The sequence below is a fragment of the Tardiphaga sp. 866_E4_N1_4 genome, from assembly GCF_052076075.1.
Classification (GTDB): domain Bacteria; phylum Pseudomonadota; class Alphaproteobacteria; order Rhizobiales; family Xanthobacteraceae; genus Tardiphaga; species Tardiphaga robiniae.
In genome coordinates this window covers 378,687-397,738 of sequence record NZ_CP197242.1, presented here as the reverse complement: position 1 = coordinate 397,738, position 19,052 = coordinate 378,687, and the positions used below count along the sequence as shown (strand labels likewise).

Here is a 19,052-nt window from a genome sequence, read left to right as displayed (position 1 = left end):
TGTCGTTGTGATAAACGCCCGCCAACACTCACACCGAACTCGATCGAACCCGCTGATATGACCGCTCCCGTCGTTACCCGTTTCGCCCCCTCGCCGACCGGCTTCCTCCATATCGGCGGTGGACGCACCGCGCTGTTCAACTGGCTGTATGCCAAGAAGACCGGCGGCAAGATGCTGCTGCGGATCGAGGATACGGACCGCGAGCGTTCCACCGATGCTGCGATCGACGCCATTATCGACGGGTTGAAGTGGCTGGGCATCGAATGGGATGGCGACACCGTCTTCCAGTTCGCCCGTGCCGGCCGTCACCGCGAAGTCGCCGAACAGCTGCTCGCCGAGGGCAAGGCCTATTATTGCTATGCCAGCGCCGAGGAACTGCAGCAGATGCGCGAGACCGCCCGCGCCGAAGGCAAGTCCAAGCTCTATAACGGGCTGTGGCGCGACCGTGATCCGTCGGATCCGCGCCCCGACGTCAAACCGACGATCCGCCTGAAGGCGCCGCTCACTGGCGAGACCGTGATCGAGGATCAGGTACAGGGCCGCGTGGTCTGGCAGAACGAGAATCTCGACGACCTCGTGCTGCTGCGCGGCGACGGCAATCCGACCTACATGCTCGCCGTGGTGGTCGATGACCATGACATGGGCGTGACCCATGTCATCCGCGGCGACGACCACCTGATCAACGCCGCCCGCCAGAAGCAGATCTACGACGCGCTCGGCTGGACCGTGCCCAGCATGTCGCATATTCCGCTGATCCACGGACCCGATGGTTCGAAACTCTCGAAGCGCCACGGTGCGCTCGGCGTCGAGGCCTATCGCGCGCTGGGTTATGTGCCGGCCGCCCTGCGGAATTACCTGGTGCGGCTCGGCTGGAGCCATGGCGATCAGGAAATCTTCTCGACCCAGGAGATGATCGACGCCTTCGACCTGTCGGGGATCGGCCGTTCCGCCGCGCGCTTCGATTTCGCCAAGCTCGAAAATCTCAACGGTCACTACATCCGTCACACCGACGATCAATCCCTCGTGACCATGTTCGAGGACGTGCTGAATTACGTGCCCGGCGGCGCCGAACTGAAGGCGAAGCTCAACGACACCACGCGCGCCCAGCTGTTGCGCGCCATGCCCGGCCTGAAGGAACGCGCCAAGACGTTGATCGAACTGATCGACGGCGCCAATTTCATCTTTGCCGATCGCCCACTGGCGATGGAGCCGAAGGCGCAGGCCGCGCTGACGCCGGAAACCCGTGTGCTGATCGGCAAGTTGCGCACGGCACTGGAAGCCGTCACCGACTGGACTGCAGCAAATGCCGAAGCTGCTACCCGCGCCTTTGCCGAGGAAGCTGGCATCAAGCTTGGCGGGGTCGCGCAACCGCTTCGCGTGGCGCTGACCGGCAAGACCACATCGCCCGGCATTTTCGATGTTCTGGCGGTATTGGGACGGCAGGAATGCCTGGACCGGCTCGCCGATCAGGCATCTATTTAGCATAGCTGTAGGCTGCTTTTGCCCGCCTTGCAGCGCACACAGCAATACGCTACGCATTCTGGCGAATGCTCTGGAATTCCCGGCTAGCCTCCCCATTTCTCCTGAAATGTCGGTGGCTTGCCGGCCCCTCAACGATCTCATCGGGGACCACGCGATGGACGCAAAAACCAATACCAAATCCGCAACGCTGACAGTCGACGGCAAGAGCTTCGAACTGCCGATCCACAGCGGGACCGTCGGCCCTGATGTCATCGACATCGGCAAGCTCTACGCCCAGTCCGGGATGTTCACCTACGATCCCGGCTTCACGTCGACAGGCAGCTGCCAGTCCAAGATCACCTATATCGATGGCGATGCCGGTATCCTCGAATACCGCGGCTACCCCATCGAGCAGCTCGCCGAGAAGGGGGACTTCCTCGAGACCTGCTACCTGCTGCTGTACGGGGAACTCCCGACCAAGACGCAGAAGGCAAAGTTCGACGCATTGGTCACGAACCACACCATGGTTCACGACCAGATGAGCCGCTTTTTCCAGGGCTTCCGCCGCGACGCGCATCCGATGGCCGTGATGGTCGCGTCGGTTGGCGCCCTCGCCGCTTTCTACCACGACTCAACTGATATCAACGATCCGAAGCAGCGCGACATCGCGTCGATCCGCATGATCGCCAAGATTCCGACGCTCGCGGCGATGGCTTACAAGTACACGATCGGTCAGCCCTTCGTGTATCCGACCAACTCGCTCGATTTCGCGGCGAACTTCATGAAGATGTGCTTCGCCGTGCCGTGCGAGGAGTACAAGGTCAATCCGGTGCTCGCCAAGGCGCTGGACAAAATCTTCACGCTGCACGCCGACCATGAGCAGAACGCATCGACCTCAACGGTCCGCATCGCCGGCTCGTCGGGCGCCAATCCGTTCGCCTGCATCGCCGCCGGCATCGCCTGCCTGTGGGGACCGGCGCATGGCGGTGCCAACGAAGCCGCGCTGCAGATGCTCGCCGAAATCGGCACCGTCGACAAGATTCCGGAATTCATCGCCAAGGTGAAGGACAAGAATTCCAGCGTCCGCCTGATGGGCTTCGGTCACCGTGTCTACAAGAACTACGATCCGCGCGCCAAGCTGATGCAGCAGGCCTGCCACGAGGTTCTCAAGGAAACCGGTCACGGTGGCGACGAGATGCTCGCCGTTGCCATGGAGCTCGAGAAGATCGCGCTGTCGGACCAGTACTTCATCGACCGTAAGCTGTACCCGAATGTCGATTTCTATTCCGGCATCACGCTGAAGGCGATGGGCTTCCCGACCTCGATGTTCACCGTGCTGTTCGCGGTCGCCCGCACCGTCGGCTGGATCAGCCAGTGGAGCGAAATGATCGGCGACCCGCAGCAGAAGATCGGCCGTCCGCGCCAGCTCTATACGGGTGCTGCCCGCCGCGACTACGTAGATATCGCCAAGCGCGCCTAAGACCTCGTTTCGCAGAGTGCGAAAATCAAAACGGCGGATCGCAAGATCCGCCGTTTTTGTTTCGCTGCAATCTCTTGAATGAAGGCCTTCAACTCTTCCGCATCGTAGCCAGCACGACATTGGCCGCACCGACGCTCGGCGACGCTGCGCCCGTCGCCATGATCCCGTCGAGCCGCGCCAGCGCTTCGACCTGACGCCGCCGCATGGGTGTGTCTGCCAGCACCTCTTGCAACGACGCCGCGAGCTTCTCCGGCGTGCAGTCTTCCTGGATGAACTCCGGAATGACGTTCTCGCCGATCACCAGATTGGCGAGGATGACCGACGATGAGGTGATGCGGCGGCGGATGATCCAGGCCTCGACGCTGCCGGCCTTGTAGGCGGTGACCATCGGCACGCCCGACAAGGCAAGCTCCAGTGTCACCGTCCCCGATTTGGCGAAGGCCGCATGCGCGATGCGGAACGCCGCGCGCTTTTCTGTTTCACCTACAACGATCTGCGGCTGCACCGGCCACGCCTTGAGCGCTTCGGCGATGACCTCAACGAGATGTGGCATGGTTGGCAGGATCAGCTCGAATTGCGTGCCCTGCTTTTGCAGCAGATCGAGCGTCGCGCCGAACGTTGCCATGTGATGACGGATCTCGCTGCGACGGCTACCGGGCAGCACCAGCAGCACCGGCGGCTTCGTTTCGCGACGCACCTGCTCGTCCGCATTGGGACGCAGCGCATCGATCTGCTCGATCAGGGGATGACCGACATAGGTGCATGGCGGTCCGCCGAGCCGCCGATGCGCCTCCGGCTCGAACGGCAGCAGCGCCAGCACATGGTCAACATAAGCGCGCATCGCCTTCGCGCGCCCCGGCCGCCACGCCCACACCGTTGGCGACACATAGTTGACGACGGGAATCGAGCGATCGCGCTGGCGCACACGCTTGGCGACGCGATGGGTGAAGTCCGGGCTGTCGATGATGACCAGCACGTCGGGTCTGGCCCGCAAGACGTCCTCGGTCGCGCGCGTGATGAGCTTCAGGATCGACGGCAACTTCCGTAGGACGGCGGCAAGGCCGATGATGGAAAGCTGTTCGATCGGAAACAGCGACTGTAGCCCTTCGCGTGCCATCGACGAACCACCAACGCCTTCGAAGCGCACATCGTCGCCGAGCCGCTGGCGCAGCACCGTCATCAGCGCGGAGCCGAGACGGTCGCCGGATTCTTCGGTGGCGATGAGATAGATCGTCTTTGTCACGTCGGAAGTCCCGTCACGAAAAGACCTGCGGCATCGGCGGCGACAATCATCTGCTGCGGTTCGGCGACGATCGTATTGCCTGCGACGATGGCGATGCCGGCGAGCTTCGCGGCCGCAGCGCGCTCGATGGTCCGCGGTCCCAATGTCGGCAGATCGAAACGCAGATCCTGACCGCTCTTCGGCGCCTTCACCAGTACACCCCGCCCTGCCTTGGCGCGAATACGTCCCTGCTCACGCAAGAGCGCCACGCGGGCCAGCAACCCATCGGTGCCTTCGATATCCTCGATCCCCACCACATGGCCGTCGATCACCACGGTCGCCTGGCCGATATCGAACGGGCTCAAGGCGCGCAGGACGTCGCGCCCACGCGCGATATCGGCTTCAGCATCTTGATCCGGTACGGCACGTGTTACGCTACCCGCCGGCATCAGCACATCGGACGCGACGTCCTTGATCCCCAGCAGACGAAAACCTTCATGCTCGAACAGGCGGCTGATACTCGTCAGCAAATGATCGTCACCGCCGCGAAACGCGCGAAACACTTTCGGCATCACGCGAAGCGTTGCCCAGTCCAGCCTGATCTCGGAGATTGCCGGCCGCACAAGCGTGCCGATGAAGGTGAGATCCCGGCAATTTTCGCTGCGCATCAGCTTCAGCAAACGGCCAAACTGGCCGATAGGAATCCAGTGGTGCTGAAATCGCGCCACCAGCGCCGGATCGCAGAACCCCTTCAGCGCGAACACGACAGGCTTGATGCCACGCGCCTGCAGCGAGTCCGCGACGGCGAAGGGCAGCGAGCCGCCGCCAGCGATGATCCCGAATGGCGAGCCTATCGGCGGACGTTCTTGCAGATCCTGCGCTTGAGCCTGGTCGGTCATGGTTTGCCCCGCGATACCCGAACTCAAGAGTTGTTCTTGCTATCCTCGGGCAGACACAGTGCGCGGTGTTTGGCGCCCGCGATGAATGTCAGGATTTCTGCAATCGCCGGATCGTCATTTGCCAAAGGCTGCACGCGCTCAAGCCGCTCGGCGAAGACGCCCGCGCCATGGAACAGCTTTTGATAGAATGAACGCACGGCGGCGACGCGCTCCTTGGTGAACTTGCGGCGCTTCATGCCGATGATGTTGAGGCCTTCCAGCGCCGCATACTGACCATTCACAAGCCCGAACGGGATGATGTCGCCGCGCACACCGCAGATGCCGCCGACCATAACCTGCGAGCCGATGCGGGTGAACTGGTGTACGGCCGACAGCCCACCCATGAAAACGAAATCGCCGATCTCGCAATGACCGCCCAACGTTGCCGAGGTCGCGAAGATCACGTCATTGCCGACGTGGCAATCATGGCCGACATGGGCGCAGTTCATGAAGTAACCGCGATCGCCCACCGACGTGATGCCACCGCCGGCGACAGTACCGGCATTCATGGTCACGGACTCGCGGATGGTACAGCCATTGCCAATGGTCAGTCTGGTCAGTTCGCCCTTGTAGCTGAGCGACTGCGGGGGCGTGCCCAATGAGGCGAACGGATAGATCGTGCAATTCTCGCCGATGGTCGTCTGCGCCGTCACGTTGATATGCGACAGCAGCTTCGTGCCTGCACCGATCGTGACATGCGGTCCGATGATGCAGAAGGGTCCGATTTCGGCGCCCTCGCCAATGACAGCACCGTCGGCGACGCGGGCGGTTGGATCGATCTTGCTCATCGAGAAGTCCAGTTCCTGCAAATTTCTAGGATTTTCCGCTGCGTAACCCGCGTCACGTGGACTGTCCAGTACCGTGCCGACAAGCACCACGGGAACCTTGCTGAACTTAAGATGTTCATGATACGTTCTTTATAAGCCAGTACGGAATGACCATTTATGGCGCGTCTGACCAATCGCGAGGAGGAAGTATTGTCGCTGGTTGGCCAGTCGATGAGCTGCAAACAGATCGCGCGCGCCCTTGCCATTTCCGAGTTCACCGTCCGCAAACATCGCGCGAGCATCCTGCACAAGATGCGGCTGGGAACGACGGTGCAACTCACCGCCTTCGCCAAAACGTCTTGCGCCCATGGCGATACATCGCAACACGCCGATCGGCGGGAAAGACACGACCGGTCTTTTTGATCGGCAGCCCACCCGTCCTGCGACCGCGCGAAATCGACGTCGCGCGGCTCATTACTGTTGGCCTCACCAGTAAGCAGATTGCCCGCAAGCTCGGGATCAGCCCCCTCACCGTCCGCAAGCATCGCGAGAATGCGATGCGTAGCCTGAACGTCCACAGTCTTGCCGAGCTGATCGATGCGACGAGACGGCTCGGTTTCGTCAATACGCCATCGGAGCCATATCGCACAACCAATGGTTGATACACGCTATGGTTGTTATCCGCGACATCGTCACGACATCACGCAAGCCGTAATGCTTCCTCGCTTCGCAAGGCCGCTTGTTGTCGCCGACCAGTCATCATTCAGCCAGGAGCAGCAACATGGCCAAGTACACGATCAAGGTTCTCAACAACTCTGGATTCGCGAAGAATTATGTTCTCTTCATGCAACCACCCGCCGTGACATCGACGGGCGGATAGCCGGTCGTTTACAGTAACGCGTGGGTGACGTTCAACGGCATCCTCCCGGGTGGAACGGATACGGTTGAGTACACCGACGAGACTTTCGCCTATTGGGCGACTGCAACCATGCCCATCGCTCCAGGGACAACCATGGGCCAGAGTGGCGCTGCTGCGGTCGACGTCACTCTGCAGGACAGCGTCACCTTCGCCGGAACGACGCCCATCGGGTTCGGCACCGTTACACCGGGCGGCGCGATGACCGGCTCTTACAGGATTATCGCCAACAACGATTTCACGGCATCCAACGGATACTTGTTCGGTCTGGCGCGTCCAGGCAACGTTCCAAGCATCCCGTCACCGGTCGCGACCTTCATCGCGGAGCCGAACGACACGTTCAACGTGACACCTGTGATCAACTTCTATGTCGCGGATGGCGCATACACGCCCGGTCAGATTATCGACTACACCGCAGCCTCGACCAAGGCCGGCAATGTCAACTTCACGGGTCGCGCGCAAACCAGCGCTGTGGTCACGCAGAACCCCGACGGCTCCTTCTCGCCTCAGTACTACTGATCGATCAGCTTCGGCGAAGGTCTCCGTCCTGGCACGCACCAAATCCTGATCTGATCTGCACCATGTGCGCCGAGATCGGTGCCGCCGCCCGCGGGCGGCGGCACCGCGCAACCATCCCCTCCAATTCACATGCTGACATCACAAGAGGTCCACATGGCTGTAGCCTATTCATCCTTTGTCACACCGGCCGGGAATCTCGCACCGGCGATTCACGGCGCCAATCTCGACGCTCCGTTCAAATGTTCCGCCACATTCACCGGCACCTGCTCGGCTTGAATATCGCCAATATGTCATGGGCCAGAACACGGCCAATGGCAGCGTGGTCGCCCTCGTGTTGTGCGGAGCTGTGGTGCTGCTACCAGCGGCATATCAGGAAGATGGCTGCCCCTCCGGCAGCTGTACGGCGTACGGACATCGAACCTGTCCACAGCACCCGTATGATCGTTATGACCCTGCACGCGCGGACGGATGCCAGTTCTCGATGTATGATGCGCCCGGGTTCAAGAACGTGGTGCGAGGGACCAAATACGTCGTCTATTTTTCATTCCAGGGAAAACTGATCGACACGTCAGCCGGCGGCGCCGTCCTTGCAACAAAAGGATGGACGGTAGAAGGGACTACGACCGTGGCAGAGACTCCTCCAACACCGGCCTTGGTTGGCTTGTCGGCGACCGAGAAACTCATTGGTGCGCATACTGCGCTCAATCTCGACACCGGCGCTCTTGAATTGCACATCGTGGTCACGCGCCCCCCTGGCTTACCAGGCCTCGATGGCTCGTCGATAAACCTGTCTCTCATCGATCAGGTGGGAAAAAGATCGCATCCGCCTGACGCACCAGCGGTGCACGAGATCGGAACTCAGAGCCAATCGACGGTGAGTATCGTCTATACGCTCCGCTAGGGCACCACCCCGCCGAGCTCGATAGAACTGGCGATACATGGCGGCGTCGTCACGATGCGTGTTCGGCAGCGCTAGCGCGTTTCCGAGCGAAGTGGGTACCGGTTCGCATCAAGAAAACGCGTCTAAACAAAAAGCTAGAGCCTCGGTTCTGATTCTATCAGAACCGAGGCTCTAGACGAATGACGCGGACTGAGCGGTGTAACCTCAGTCTGTCAGCATCGCGCCGACATCGGCCTCGGCGACGACCTTGCCATTTACCTTGGCGTCGCCATGGAACCACCACATCGCCTTTTTCCTGCCGATCAGGTGCAGATGATATTCGATCGTATCGCCAGGCATCACCGGCTTACGAAACTTGCACTTGTCGATGGTGAGGAAATACACCGCACGCGGCTTCTCGGTGCCTTCGACGGACGAGATGCCGATCACGCCCGCTGTCTGAGCCATGCCTTCGATCATCAACACGCCGGGATAGACCGGGCGATCAGGGAAATGCCCGAGGAATGCCGGCTCGTTGATCGTGACGTTCTTGATACCAATGCCGCTGAAGTCCTTGCGGATGTTGACGACACGATCGATCAGAAGAAACGGATAGCGATGCGGAAGGGTCTTGAGGATGGTGTTGATGTCGACCGTCTCGATGATGATCGGCGATGCGCCATCGCTTGGTAAATCCTGGCTCATTCCCGCCCCTCTTTCGTATCCTGCGTCGTCGCATCCGTTCCGGGCATGCTCTCGCGGGCGAGTTTCTCAACCGCGAGGATCTCGCGGAACCATTGCTTGGTCGGCCGGGCAAAGATGCCACCCCACCGCGCGCGCGGCGGAATGCTGTCTTTCACTCCGGCCATTGCTGCGACCTGCGCGCCATCGCCAATCGTAATGTGATTGTTGAGGCCCACCATGGCGCCCAGCGCGACGTTGTCGCCGATGGTCAGGCTGCCTGCAAGGCCACATTTCGCAGCGATCACACAGTGCCGTCCAATTGTCACATTGTGGCCGATCTGGACCTGATTGTCGATTTTGGTCCCCTCGCCAATCACGGTATCGCGCAGGCTGCCGCGGTCGATGGTGGTGCCGGCACCGATCTCGACGTCGTTCTGGATCAGGACACGGCCGGTCTGCGGCACCTTGATGTGCTTGTCCCGGCCGAACACGAAGCCAAAGCCGTCCTGGCCGAACTTGCAGCCGGGATGAACGAGTACGTTGTTGCCGATCAGTGTGAACTGCAGCGTGCTGCCAGCGCCGATATTGCAGTCGCGGCCGATCTTGACCCCGGCGGCGATCACCGCGCCAGAGCCGATGATGGTGCCGGAACCGATCTCCACATCCGGGCCGATTACGGCCAGCGGATCCACCGTAACGTCATCCTCGAGCTGAGCAGAGGGATGGATGACGGCGGATGCGGCGATGCCGGTAATGTCAAAGCCGGAGACCGGACGCAGCGTATCCGCGTGCAGCTCGCGCGCCAATTCCACGAAGGCTGCGAACGGCCGCTTGGCGCGCAGCACCGTCACGTGAGCCGGAATATCGCCCCTGAAGTTCTCGCTCACCAGGCAGGCACCGGCCTTGGTGTGGGTGAGCTGGTCGATGTAGCGAAGATTTTCGAAGAAGGTCAGGTGATGGGGGCCCGCCTCGTCGAGCGAGGCTACGCCAGTCACGACCTGGTCGGCCCGCGTCGGGTCAACCAGTCGTGCCTTCGTTGACGCTGCTATTTCAGCCAGCGTCAACGAAGGCGATTGCTTGAAGAACGTCGGCAGAACCATTCCACCCGTCGCGGTCCGGCCGGAGATCAAACTCAGAACGAAGTTCCGCCGCCGAACTTGAACTGCTGCACGCGATCGTAGGCGCCCTTGGTGATCGGCACTGCGTAGTCGAAGCGCAGCGGACCAAACGGCGACTGCCAGATCAGGCCCACACCGACCGACGACCGGACGACATTGCCGTCGTCATAGGTCATGCCGGCGCAGTTACCGACCGAAGTCCGGCTCGCAGGCACACAGCCGGCGGCATTGATTTCGCCAGTCTGAGCCCAGCTGGTCGGTCCCTTATAATCCCAGAGACCGCCGGCATCGGCATAAACCGCGCCCTTGATGCCAACTTCCTTCGGCAGGAACCAGAATGGCATCTGCAATTCGGCCGAAGCGCCCCAATACTTGGTGCCGCCGAGCGCGTCACCGTAGGATCCCAGCGCAACGTAGCTGATGTCACGCGGACCGATACCGTTCTGCGCGAAACCACGCACCAGGTTCGGACCCATCTGGAAGTGATCCAGCATGCGGATGTCTTCGCCGACCTTGTTCAGCATACCGCCCTGGACACGCAGCAAACCAACGATGTCGGCCACCAGCGGAGTGTAGTACTTCGCGTCGATCGTGGTCTTCAGGTAGGTCACGTCGCCACCGACGCCAGCGTAGTCCTGCTTGAACTCCAGGAACAGACCATCGGTCGGGTTCTTGTTGTTGTCGAGGGTATTGTAGTTCAGCGTGTAGCCGAGCGCCGAGGTCAGCGTCTTGCCGCTGGCCAGTTCGCGGCGAACTGGCAGAGACGACTCGCCATCGGCGTAACAACCCCAAGTGTTGGCATTGGCTGGATCAACAGAACCCGGGAACAGTGAATTCAAATAACCGGGAGTGTTGGTCGCGGTTGGACTGCCTGGCAGGTTGTTACAGTTGCTCAACGTCGCCGGGAGCGAAATCTGCTGCTGATAGACGGAGTAGCGGAGCTGCAGCGCGAGATCTTCACGCAGCTGGAAACCGAGGCGCGGGCTGAAGCCGAGCGTCTTGGTGTTGTATGAGATGTAGCTGTTGGACAGCTGCTCGCGCTGATAAAAATCGAGGCCGAGCGCGACGCGGTAGTCGAGCAGGTAAGGCTCAACGAAGGACAGCGAGTAGCCACGGGCATACTGGCCGTACTGAACCGATGCCTTCGCAAACAGGCCGCGGCCGAGGAAGTTACGTTCCGAGACGCTGACTTCGCCGAGCGCACCGTCGGTGGTCGAGTAGCCGCCCGAGACCGAGAAGTCGCCGGTGGATTTTTCTTCCAGATCAACCACCAGGATCACGCGATCGCTGGACGAGCCGGGCTCGGTCGTCACCTTCACGCTCTTGAAGAAGTCGAGGTTCTTCAGGCGGCGTTCGGCACGATCAACCAGCGCGCGGTTATAGGCGTCGCCTTCGGCGAGATCGAATTCGCGGCGGATGACATAGTCACGGGTACGCGTATTGCCGCGCACATTGATGCGCTCGATATAGACGCGCGGGCCCTCTTCCACCGTGAAGCCGATGGTGACGGTGTGAGATTCGAAATTGCGATCGCCACGCGGACGCACGACGGCAAAGGCGTAGCCGCGGCGGGACATTTCGATCTGCATTTCCTCGACCGACTTCTCCAGCGCTTCCGCGTTGTAGAGCGAGCCGACGCCAACGCGCGAGAAGCTGCGCAGCGAATTCGGATCGAACTGCGGAATGGTGGACGAGAAGTCGACCGACGACACGCGGTACTGCTGGCCTTCTTCGATCTTGAAGGTGACCAGGAAGCCCTTCTGGTTCGGATCGTATTCGGTGAGCGCGGCGACGACCTGAACGTCGGCGAAGCCGTTCTTCAGGTAATAGCGGCGGATCAGGTCGCGATCGGCTTCGATGCGGTCCGGATCATAGATATCGCCCGAAGCCAGGAAGCTCAGGAGGTTCGATTCACGGGTCTTGATGACGTCCTTGAGGCGGTAGGACGAGTAATAGTTGTTGCCGATGAACTGGATCGACTTCACGCCGGTCTTCGCGCCTTCGTTGATCGTAAAGATCAGGTCGACGCGGTTGTTCGGCTGCTCGATGAATTCCGGAACGACGCTGACGTCATAACGGCCGGAGCGACGATAGATTTCGGAGATGCGCTGCGCGTCTGCCTGCACCATCGGGCGCGACAGCGTCCCGCGCGGCTTCGACTGCACTTCGGCGTTCAGCTGGTCGTCCTTGACCTTCTTGTTACCTTCGAAGGCGACACGGCCAATGACCGGGTTTTCGACGACGCTGACGACCAGACGGCCACCGGCCTGATTGATCTTCACATCCTGGAACAGACCGGTCTCGATGAGCGACTTGAGGCCGTCATCGATGGTGCCCTGATCCAGCCGGCCACTCGGGCCCGGACGGAAATAGGAGCGGATGGTCTCCACATCCACGCGACGATTGCCTTCAACAACAATCGAAGCGGCGGTCTGAGCCACGGCAGTCGAAGAAACGAGCGCAGCAGTCGCTGTAACGGCGACCGGCATGGCGACCAAGATCGAAGCAGCAAGAAGGCCGCTCCGGAAACCCCGCAAACCAAAAATCATGCGCAAAGCGCCCTTATCATTCCATCGCCAGCCCGCACCCCTACGGTCTGACAGAATCCCTTTAGTGGCCCAGCTTGTAGCCAATTTTACCTGACTGGCAAACGACCTTTCGCGCTGCAATTCTAATTTCATTCCAAGACGTTGCCCATCGGCCACGTTACCCCCAGCCTCGATCATGACGAAGCCAGGTGAAGAATGTCGTTATAGGTCGCAAATACCATCAACATCAGCACTAAACCGAGGCCAATGCGGAAGCCCATCTCCTGCGCGCGCTCCGACAGCGGACGCCCACGAACGGCTTCGACGGCATAGAACAAAAGATGACCGCCATCGAGAAGTGGCACCGGAAACAGGTTGAGAAGGCCGATCGAGATCGACAGAACCGCCGCCAGGTGAATCAGGGCGGTCAGGCCTATTGTCGCCACCTGCCCCGAGATCTGGGCGATTCGCATCGGGCCGCCGATCTGGTCGGCCGCCTCGCGTCCGGTGAATACACCGCCGATATAGGCGATGGTGCGGTCCACGACGAACCAGGTTTCCTTGACGCCCAGCACGAAAGCGGTCGCCGGATTGACCCGCTCAGTGGTCGCTTCGCCAACCGCTGTCGCGCGGGTAATGCCGAGGACGCCGAGACGATGGACGTTACCGAAGCTGTCTTTGACTTCGCGAAGTTCTGGCGTGCCCTTCAGCTCAACCGTGGCTTCGCCGCGCTTGACGCTGAAGGCCAGCTGCTCGCCAGCCTTGGTGCCGACGATGCGCTGCATGTCGGAGAAGCTGCCAATGACCTTGCCATCGATGGCCTTGATGACGTCGCCCGACTGGAACCCAGCCTTCTCGGCCGCGCTGCCCGCCTGAATGCTGTCGACCTTGGCGGTCGTGCTCGGCTTGCCAAAGAACGTGAACAGGCAGGTGAAAATGACGATCGCGAGGATGAAGTTGGCGATCGGACCCGCAGCCACGATGGCGGCACGCTGGCCAACCCGCTTGTGATGGAAGCTGCCCTTGCGCTCATCCGCCGTCATGCCTTCCAGCGCGGCGCTTGAGGGGGTCGAGGCTTCGCTCTCGTCGCCGAAGAACTTCACGTAGCCGCCAAGCGGAATCGCGGAAATCTTCCAGCGCGTGCCATGGCGATCGTTGAAGCCGGCGAGTTCAGGACCGAAGCCGAGCGAGAACGTCAGGACCTTAACGCCGTTCCAGCGGGCGACCAGGAAGTGGCCGAGTTCGTGGAAGAACACCACGATCGTCAGGACAAACAGAAAGGGGATGATATAGCCGATAAAGCCGTGGCTTAACGTATTGAAACTATGTTGGAAAAACTCAAGCATCCCGATCCCCTAACGCGAGGCCAAAGGCCTCGTCCCCAATGCTCTAGGATGCCTTTGCGGCAATTTGAGGCAAGAGGGTGGCAGCCATTTTTCTCGCTTTATGGTCAACAGCGATGGCGTCATCCGCCGACGACAACGGCGCCAAATTCCCTGCCCGCACCCATTCATTCATGGTGGCTTCGACCAGCCGTGCAATGGCGCCAAAGCGGATCTTCTGGGCGGTGAAGGCAGCCACGGCGATCTCGTTGGCCGCGTTGTAGACGGTGGTCGCACCGCTGCCGGTGCGCAGCGCGTCATAGGCCAGCTTCAGGCCAGGAAAGCGCGTGTAATCCGGTGCCTCGAAGGTCAGCGACCCGATCTTGGCGAGATCGAGCGGCGCCGCCCGGCCCGGAATGCGGTCCGGCCAACCCAAACAATGCGCGATCGGCGTGCGCATGTCGGGCGAACCGAGCTGCGCCATCACCGAATAGTCCCTGAACTCCACCATGCCGTGGATGATCGACTGCGGATGCACCAGCACGTCGATTTCGTCCGGTGCCAGCGCGAACAGATAGGACGCCTCGATCACTTCGAGACCCTTGTTCATCATCGATGCGGAATCGATGGTAATCTTCTGCCCCATCGACCAGTTCGGATGTTTCAGCGCCTGCGCCAGCGTTGCCTGCTCGATATCGGCGGCAGCCCAGGTGCGGAACGGTCCGCCCGAGGCGGTGATGATCACGCGGGTCAGTTCCTCGCGGCTGCCGGAGGCCAGCGCCTGGAACAGCGCATTGTGCTCGCTGTCCGCCGGCAGGATGCAGGCGCCCGCCTTGGCGGCGCGATCCATGAAGAAATCGCCGGCGCACACGAGGCATTCCTTGTTGGCCAGCGCGACGGTTGCACCGCGATCAACGGCGGCGAGCGCAGGCTTCAAGCCGGCGGCGCCCGACACGGCGGCCATCAGCCAGTCGGCCGGCCGCTCGGCGGCCTCGACGATGGCGCTATCCCCTGCTCCGCTGGCGATGCCGGTGCCGGCGAGTGCCGCGCGGAGTTCGTCCAGCTTGGATTCATCAGCGACGGCCACAAAGCGCGCGTTGAATTCCTTGGCCAGCTTGACCACGCCTTCGACGTTGCCGTTAGCCGTCAAAGCCTCCACCTGGTACCGCTCGGGCGACGCCCGCAGCAGATCCATGGTGCTGTCGCCGATCGAACCGGTCGCACCGAGGACAGTGATGCTGCGCAGACTGGACGCGGCGGGCTTGTTATTTCGCAGGGGAACAGCGCTCATCAAATCACCAAACCATAAGACCGCGGCCGACGCCATCTGCGCCGCCGCGTAAAAGACCGATCACCGCGGCAGCAACCACCGCGAACACGTAGCCGTCGAGGCGATCCAGCAGACCGCCATGACCAGGAATGATCTGGCCGGAATCCTTGACGCCGAATTTGCGCTTCACTGCGGACTCGAAGAGATCACCGAGTTGCGACAACACCGTCAGCACGGTTGCGACCATGAGCAGCGGCAGCAGGCTGCCCAAACCATTCATGGCAAAACCGGCAGCCACAGCAAGGCTGAGAACAAAACCGCCGATAGCGCCGGCCCATGTCTTCTTCGGACTGACGCGCGGCCACAGTTTCGGGCCGCCGATGCCGCGCCCGGCGAAATAGCCGCCGATATCGGTCATCCAGACCACCAACAGAATGAACATCAAGGCCAAGAAGCCCCAGACGGGATCGAGGCGCACGACAATGGACGCCGCAAACGCAGCCAAGGCATAGACGACGCCGAGCCCGATCCAGCCGACATGATTGCCGACAATGGCCCGCCATTCCAGGAAGAGACCAACCGACACCAGCGTCACGAGGCCGAACCACAGCCAGCCACCGGCATAGGCGGCGAAAATCGCGACGGGGATCAGCACCAGCGCGGCCAGGATGCGCATCAAGAGATTGCGCAGCCCCCGGTCATCCGCCTGCTTCGGCGTGCTGTCGTCCTGGGTCACGCCGGTCACGAACCGGTTTTCGCGGCGAGACCGCCGAAGCGCCGCTCGCGGCGGGCATATTCGGCAATGGCGCTTTCCAGCGCGGCCTTGTCGAAATCCGGCCAGTGGATCGGCACGAATACGAACTCGCTGTAGGCAGCCTGCCACATCAGGAAGTTCGATAGCCGCTGTTCACCCGACGTGCGGATGATCAGGTCCGGGTCCGGAATATCAGGCGCGTCGAGATACTGGCCGAGCGTATCGACATTGATGCTTTCGGGCGTCCGCTTGCCCTCGGCAACCTCGCGCGCAAGGCGCTGCGCTGCCGTGGCGATCTCGTGCCGCGAGCCGTAGTTGAAGGCGACCACGAGATTGAGCTGGGTGTTGCCCCGCGTCAGGTCCTCGGCCTCTTTCAGCAATGACGCGATATCGGAATCGAGGCCCTGGCGCTCTCCAATCACACGGACCCGCACACCGTCGCGATGCAGGGTGGCAAGGTCGTTGCGGATGAAGCGACGCAGCAGGCCGAACAGATCGCTGATCTCGGATGCGGGCCGCGACCAGTTCTCGGAGCTAAACGAGAAGATCGTCAGATACTGGATGCCGAGTTCGTTGGATGCCCGCACCACACGGCGAAGTGCCTCGACGCCGCGGCGATGGCCTTCGGCGCGCGGAAGCCCCCGCGCTGCAGCCCAGCGCCCATTGCCGTCCATGATGATCGCGACATGCAAAGGCGTGGATCGGTCCGATCCATCATTTGCGGGCGCGGCGGCATTCGACATCGATTAAAATCCCCAGCCTATGGTCCGGCACATATGTGACCAATTTGCGGACCATACGCTTTTCAACAGCTTAAAAGCGGCTTCTGACGCTTAAACTGTCATGATTTCCTTTTCCTTAGCCGCCAGCAACTGATCGATTTCAGCGATTATGCTGTCCGTGACCTTCTGCACTTCGGTATCGTGGCGCTTCTGGTCGTCCTCGGAAATCTCGTGAGCCTTCTCGAGCTTCTTGATGATGTCGAGACCGTCGCGGCGGACGTGGCGCACGGCGACCTTGGCTGCCTCGGCATATTTATGCGCGACCTTCACGAGTTCCTTGCGGCGCTCGGTGTTCAATTCGGGAATGCGTAGCCGCAGAATCTGGCCTTCGGTTGCCGGGCTAAGGCCGAGATTGGAATCGACGATCGCCTTTTCCACCGCCTTGACCATCGACTTGTCCCAAACCTGCACCGACAGCAGGCGCGGCTCGGGAACGCTGACGGTCGCAACCTGGTTCAGCGGCATGTGGCTGCCATAGGCTTCCACCTGGACCGGCTCCAGCATCGAGGCTGCCGCACGTCCGGTGCGCAAGCCGCCAAGCTCATGCTTCAGCGACTGGGTCGAGCCCTGCATACGGCGCTTGAGGTCGTTGATGTCGAATGGGGCCATGGTGGCCATGCAGCTCTCCCTTGTATCCTGCTGGTGCGAAGCGGGTATGGCGCTCCGAACCCGTCTAAAATCAGCCCGCGACGATGGTGCCGCGGCCAGTACCAGTCAAAATGGCGCCGATCGAACCCGGTTCGGCGATCGAGAACACGATGATAGGCAGCGAGGTCTCGCGGGCAAGCGCGAAAGCCGTCGCATCCATGACTTTGTAGTTCCCCTCCACCGCCTGCGAATGGCTGAGACGCTCGAAGCGCGTCGCGTTCGGATCCTTCTTTGGATCGGCGCTGTAGACGCCGTCCACATTGGTCGCCTTCAGCACGGCCGATGCGCCGATCTCGGCAGCGCGCAACACTGCGGTCGTGTCAGTGGTGAAGAACGGATTGCCGGTACCGCCGGCCAGCAGCACGATCCGGCCCTCGGACAGGTATTTGTGTGCGGCAGCACGTGTGAAGAGTTCGCAGACCTGCGGCATCACCATCGCCGACAGCGTGCGGGCCGGCACGGCGTGGCGCTCGATCGCAGCTTCCAGTGCTAGGCAGTTCATAACGGTAGCGAGCATGCCCATGCTGTCGCCGGTCGGGCGCGACACACCACGCGAGGAGACTTCGACGCCGCGGAAGATATTGCCGCCACCGACGACGACTGCGACTTCGACACCAAGTTTCTGGGCTGCAATGAGATCGACGGCAATGCGGTCGATGGTCGGCTGATCGATACCGAATGACTGGCCTCCGGCGAAAGACTCACCCGAGACCTTGATCACGACGCGACGATAGAGCGGCTCACCCATGATGCGATCGCTTCCTTTCGAGGCGGCAGCTCCCGGCGTAGATCGCCGGGAGGTCTTCCAATTCGTCTTACTTCTGGCCGCTGGCGGCGGCAACTTCGGCAGCGAAGTCGGAAGTCTGCTTCTCGATGCCTTCGCCGAGCGCGTAGCGCACGAAGCCAGTGAGCTTGATCGGCGCGCCGACCTTGCCTTCGGCTTCCTTGACGGCCTGCGCCACCGACTTACCGGTGTCGTGGATGAAGGCCTGATCCAGCAGGCAGACTTCCTTGTAATAGGTCTTCAGGCCGTTCTCGACGATCTTCTCGATCATCGCGTCCGGCTTGCCCTGCTGGCGATACTTGTCCGCCATCACTTCCTTTTCGCGAGCAACGACCGCCGGATCGAGGCCGGCCGAGTCCAGCGCCTGCGGGTTGGCAGCAGCGACATGCATCGCGATCTGTTTGCCGAGAGTCGCGAGCTCGTCAGCCTTGCCGGTGGATTCCAGCGCGACGATGATGCCCATCTTGCCGAGACCTTCGATCACGGCGTTATGCACGTAGCTCGACGCGACACCGGCCGAGACTTCCAGCGTCGCGGCGCGGCGCAGGGTCATGTTTTCGCCGATGGTGGCGATGGCTTCGGTGATCGCGGTCTCGACGGTAGCTTCGCCAATCTTGTGAGCCTTGATGGCTTCGACGTCGGAGCCAACCTTGAGCGCCACCTGGGCGATCATCTTGACCAGACCCTGGAACTGATCGTTGCGCGCGACAAAGTCGGTCTCGGAATTGACTTCGACCACGACGCCCTTGTTGCCGGCGGTGAGAACGCCGATCAGGCCTTCGGCCGCAACGCGGTCAGCCTTCTTGGCGGCCTTGGACAGGCCCTTCGCGCGCAGCCAGTCGATTGACGCCTGCATGTCGCCGTCATTGGCAGCCAGTGCGTTCTTGCAATCCATCATGCCGACGCCGGTGGTTTCGCGGAGGTCCTTGACCATCGCTGCAGTAATCGTTGCCATCGTTGAACCCTTTGCCTGTCAGGG

The 19,052-nt window shown here is 61.3% G+C and carries 20 protein-coding genes; 7 read left to right on the top strand and 13 right to left on the bottom strand.

What is annotated here, in order from left to right:
* Positions 1–57: 57 nt before the first annotated feature.
* Both gltX and gltA read left to right on the top strand, forming a co-directional pair.
* Positions 58–1,482, top strand: coding sequence for a glutamate--tRNA ligase (gene gltX / locus AB8B20_RS02100; RefSeq protein WP_093758757.1), 1,425 nt, complete (start codon positions 58–60; stop codon positions 1,480–1,482).
* A gap of 154 nt (positions 1,483–1,636) precedes the next feature.
* Positions 1,637–2,941, top strand: coding sequence for a citrate synthase (gene gltA / locus AB8B20_RS02095; protein WP_439071528.1), 1,305 nt, complete (start codon positions 1,637–1,639; stop codon positions 2,939–2,941).
* A gap of 88 nt (positions 2,942–3,029) precedes the next feature.
* Here gltA and lpxB read toward each other — a convergent pair whose 3' ends face one another.
* The 3 genes from lpxB to lpxA are packed head-to-tail and all read right to left on the bottom strand — an operon-like array spanning position 3,030 to position 5,889.
* Positions 3,030–4,184: a lipid-A-disaccharide synthase gene (gene lpxB, locus AB8B20_RS02090; protein ID WP_439071527.1), complete on the bottom strand. Its 1,155-nt coding sequence runs from the start codon at positions 4,182–4,184 to the stop codon at positions 3,030–3,032.
* Entirely contained in the window at positions 4,181–5,062 is an 882-nt protein-coding gene (locus tag AB8B20_RS02085) for an LpxI family protein (RefSeq protein ID WP_439071526.1), read from the bottom strand. Before AB8B20_RS02085 ends, lpxB begins: the two co-directional genes overlap by 4 nt.
* A 23-nt stretch (positions 5,063–5,085) precedes the next feature.
* Positions 5,086–5,889 (bottom strand): acyl-ACP--UDP-N-acetylglucosamine O-acyltransferase, encoded by an 804-nt coding sequence (gene lpxA / locus AB8B20_RS02080; RefSeq protein WP_439071525.1) that lies wholly within the window; start codon positions 5,887–5,889, stop codon positions 5,086–5,088.
* A 156-nt stretch (positions 5,890–6,045) separates the two neighbouring features.
* Between lpxA and AB8B20_RS02075 the strand changes: the two genes are divergently transcribed.
* The 5 genes from AB8B20_RS02075 (at position 6,046) to AB8B20_RS02055 (ending at position 8,204) form a co-directional block, all read left to right on the top strand.
* Complete coding sequence (locus AB8B20_RS02075; RefSeq protein ID WP_093758761.1) at positions 6,046–6,291, top strand: response regulator transcription factor; 246 nt, start codon at positions 6,046–6,048, stop codon at positions 6,289–6,291.
* Positions 6,288–6,530 (top strand): response regulator transcription factor, encoded by a 243-nt coding sequence (locus AB8B20_RS02070; protein ID WP_244558315.1) that lies wholly within the window; start codon positions 6,288–6,290, stop codon positions 6,528–6,530. The genes AB8B20_RS02075 and AB8B20_RS02070 overlap by 4 nt, the downstream gene beginning before the upstream one ends.
* 326 nt (positions 6,531–6,856) lie before the next feature.
* The gene (locus AB8B20_RS02065) at positions 6,857–7,303 is read left to right on the top strand and encodes a hypothetical protein (RefSeq protein ID WP_439071524.1); all 447 of its coding nucleotides are present in this window, start codon (positions 6,857–6,859) and stop codon (positions 7,301–7,303) included.
* 153 nt (positions 7,304–7,456) lie between these two features.
* Complete coding sequence (locus tag AB8B20_RS02060; protein WP_439071523.1) at positions 7,457–7,579, top strand: hypothetical protein; 123 nt, start codon at positions 7,457–7,459, stop codon at positions 7,577–7,579.
* 205 nt (positions 7,580–7,784) lie between these two features.
* A complete protein-coding gene (locus AB8B20_RS02055; RefSeq protein ID WP_439071522.1) occupies positions 7,785–8,204 on the top strand; it encodes a hypothetical protein in 420 nt (139 codons plus the stop codon).
* Positions 8,205–8,408: 204 nt separating this feature from the next.
* On the opposite strand, the gene fabZ is transcribed toward AB8B20_RS02055, so the two are convergent.
* The 10 genes from fabZ to tsf form a co-directional block, all read right to left on the bottom strand.
* Complete coding sequence (gene fabZ, locus AB8B20_RS02050) at positions 8,409–8,888, bottom strand: 3-hydroxyacyl-ACP dehydratase FabZ (RefSeq protein ID WP_068730861.1); 480 nt, start codon at positions 8,886–8,888, stop codon at positions 8,409–8,411.
* Positions 8,885–9,967, bottom strand: a complete 1,083-nt coding sequence (gene lpxD, locus AB8B20_RS02045) for a UDP-3-O-(3-hydroxymyristoyl)glucosamine N-acyltransferase (protein WP_439071521.1) — start codon at positions 9,965–9,967, stop codon at positions 8,885–8,887. Before lpxD ends, fabZ begins: the two co-directional genes overlap by 4 nt.
* A gap of 32 nt (positions 9,968–9,999) precedes the next feature.
* Positions 10,000–12,534, bottom strand: a complete 2,535-nt coding sequence (bamA, locus tag AB8B20_RS02040; RefSeq protein WP_439071520.1) for an outer membrane protein assembly factor BamA — start codon at positions 12,532–12,534, stop codon at positions 10,000–10,002.
* Between the two features lie 173 nt (positions 12,535–12,707).
* On the bottom strand, positions 12,708–13,859 hold the full coding sequence (gene rseP, locus AB8B20_RS02035; protein ID WP_439071519.1) for an RIP metalloprotease RseP: 1,152 nt from the start codon (positions 13,857–13,859) through the stop codon (positions 12,708–12,710).
* Between the two features lie 43 nt (positions 13,860–13,902).
* The gene (gene dxr / locus AB8B20_RS02030; protein ID WP_309944069.1) at positions 13,903–15,126 is read right to left on the bottom strand and encodes a 1-deoxy-D-xylulose-5-phosphate reductoisomerase; all 1,224 of its coding nucleotides are present in this window, start codon (positions 15,124–15,126) and stop codon (positions 13,903–13,905) included.
* 4 nt (positions 15,127–15,130) lie between these two features.
* Positions 15,131–15,841, bottom strand: coding sequence for a phosphatidate cytidylyltransferase (locus tag AB8B20_RS02025; protein WP_439073009.1), 711 nt, complete (start codon positions 15,839–15,841; stop codon positions 15,131–15,133).
* Positions 15,842–15,846: 5 nt separating this feature from the next.
* Positions 15,847–16,602 carry an isoprenyl transferase gene (locus AB8B20_RS02020; protein ID WP_068730865.1) on the bottom strand — a complete coding sequence of 252 codons (756 nt, stop codon included), beginning with the start codon at positions 16,600–16,602 and terminating at the stop codon, positions 15,847–15,849.
* A 90-nt stretch (positions 16,603–16,692) separates the two neighbouring features.
* Entirely contained in the window at positions 16,693–17,250 is a 558-nt protein-coding gene (gene frr / locus AB8B20_RS02015) for a ribosome recycling factor (protein WP_374725665.1), read from the bottom strand.
* Between the two features lie 70 nt (positions 17,251–17,320).
* On the bottom strand, positions 17,321–18,037 hold the full coding sequence (pyrH, locus tag AB8B20_RS02010; protein ID WP_068730867.1) for a UMP kinase: 717 nt from the start codon (positions 18,035–18,037) through the stop codon (positions 17,321–17,323).
* Between the two features lie 67 nt (positions 18,038–18,104).
* Positions 18,105–19,028 (bottom strand): translation elongation factor Ts, encoded by a 924-nt coding sequence (gene tsf, locus AB8B20_RS02005; protein WP_439071518.1) that lies wholly within the window; start codon positions 19,026–19,028, stop codon positions 18,105–18,107.
* Positions 19,029–19,052 lie beyond the last annotated feature (24 nt).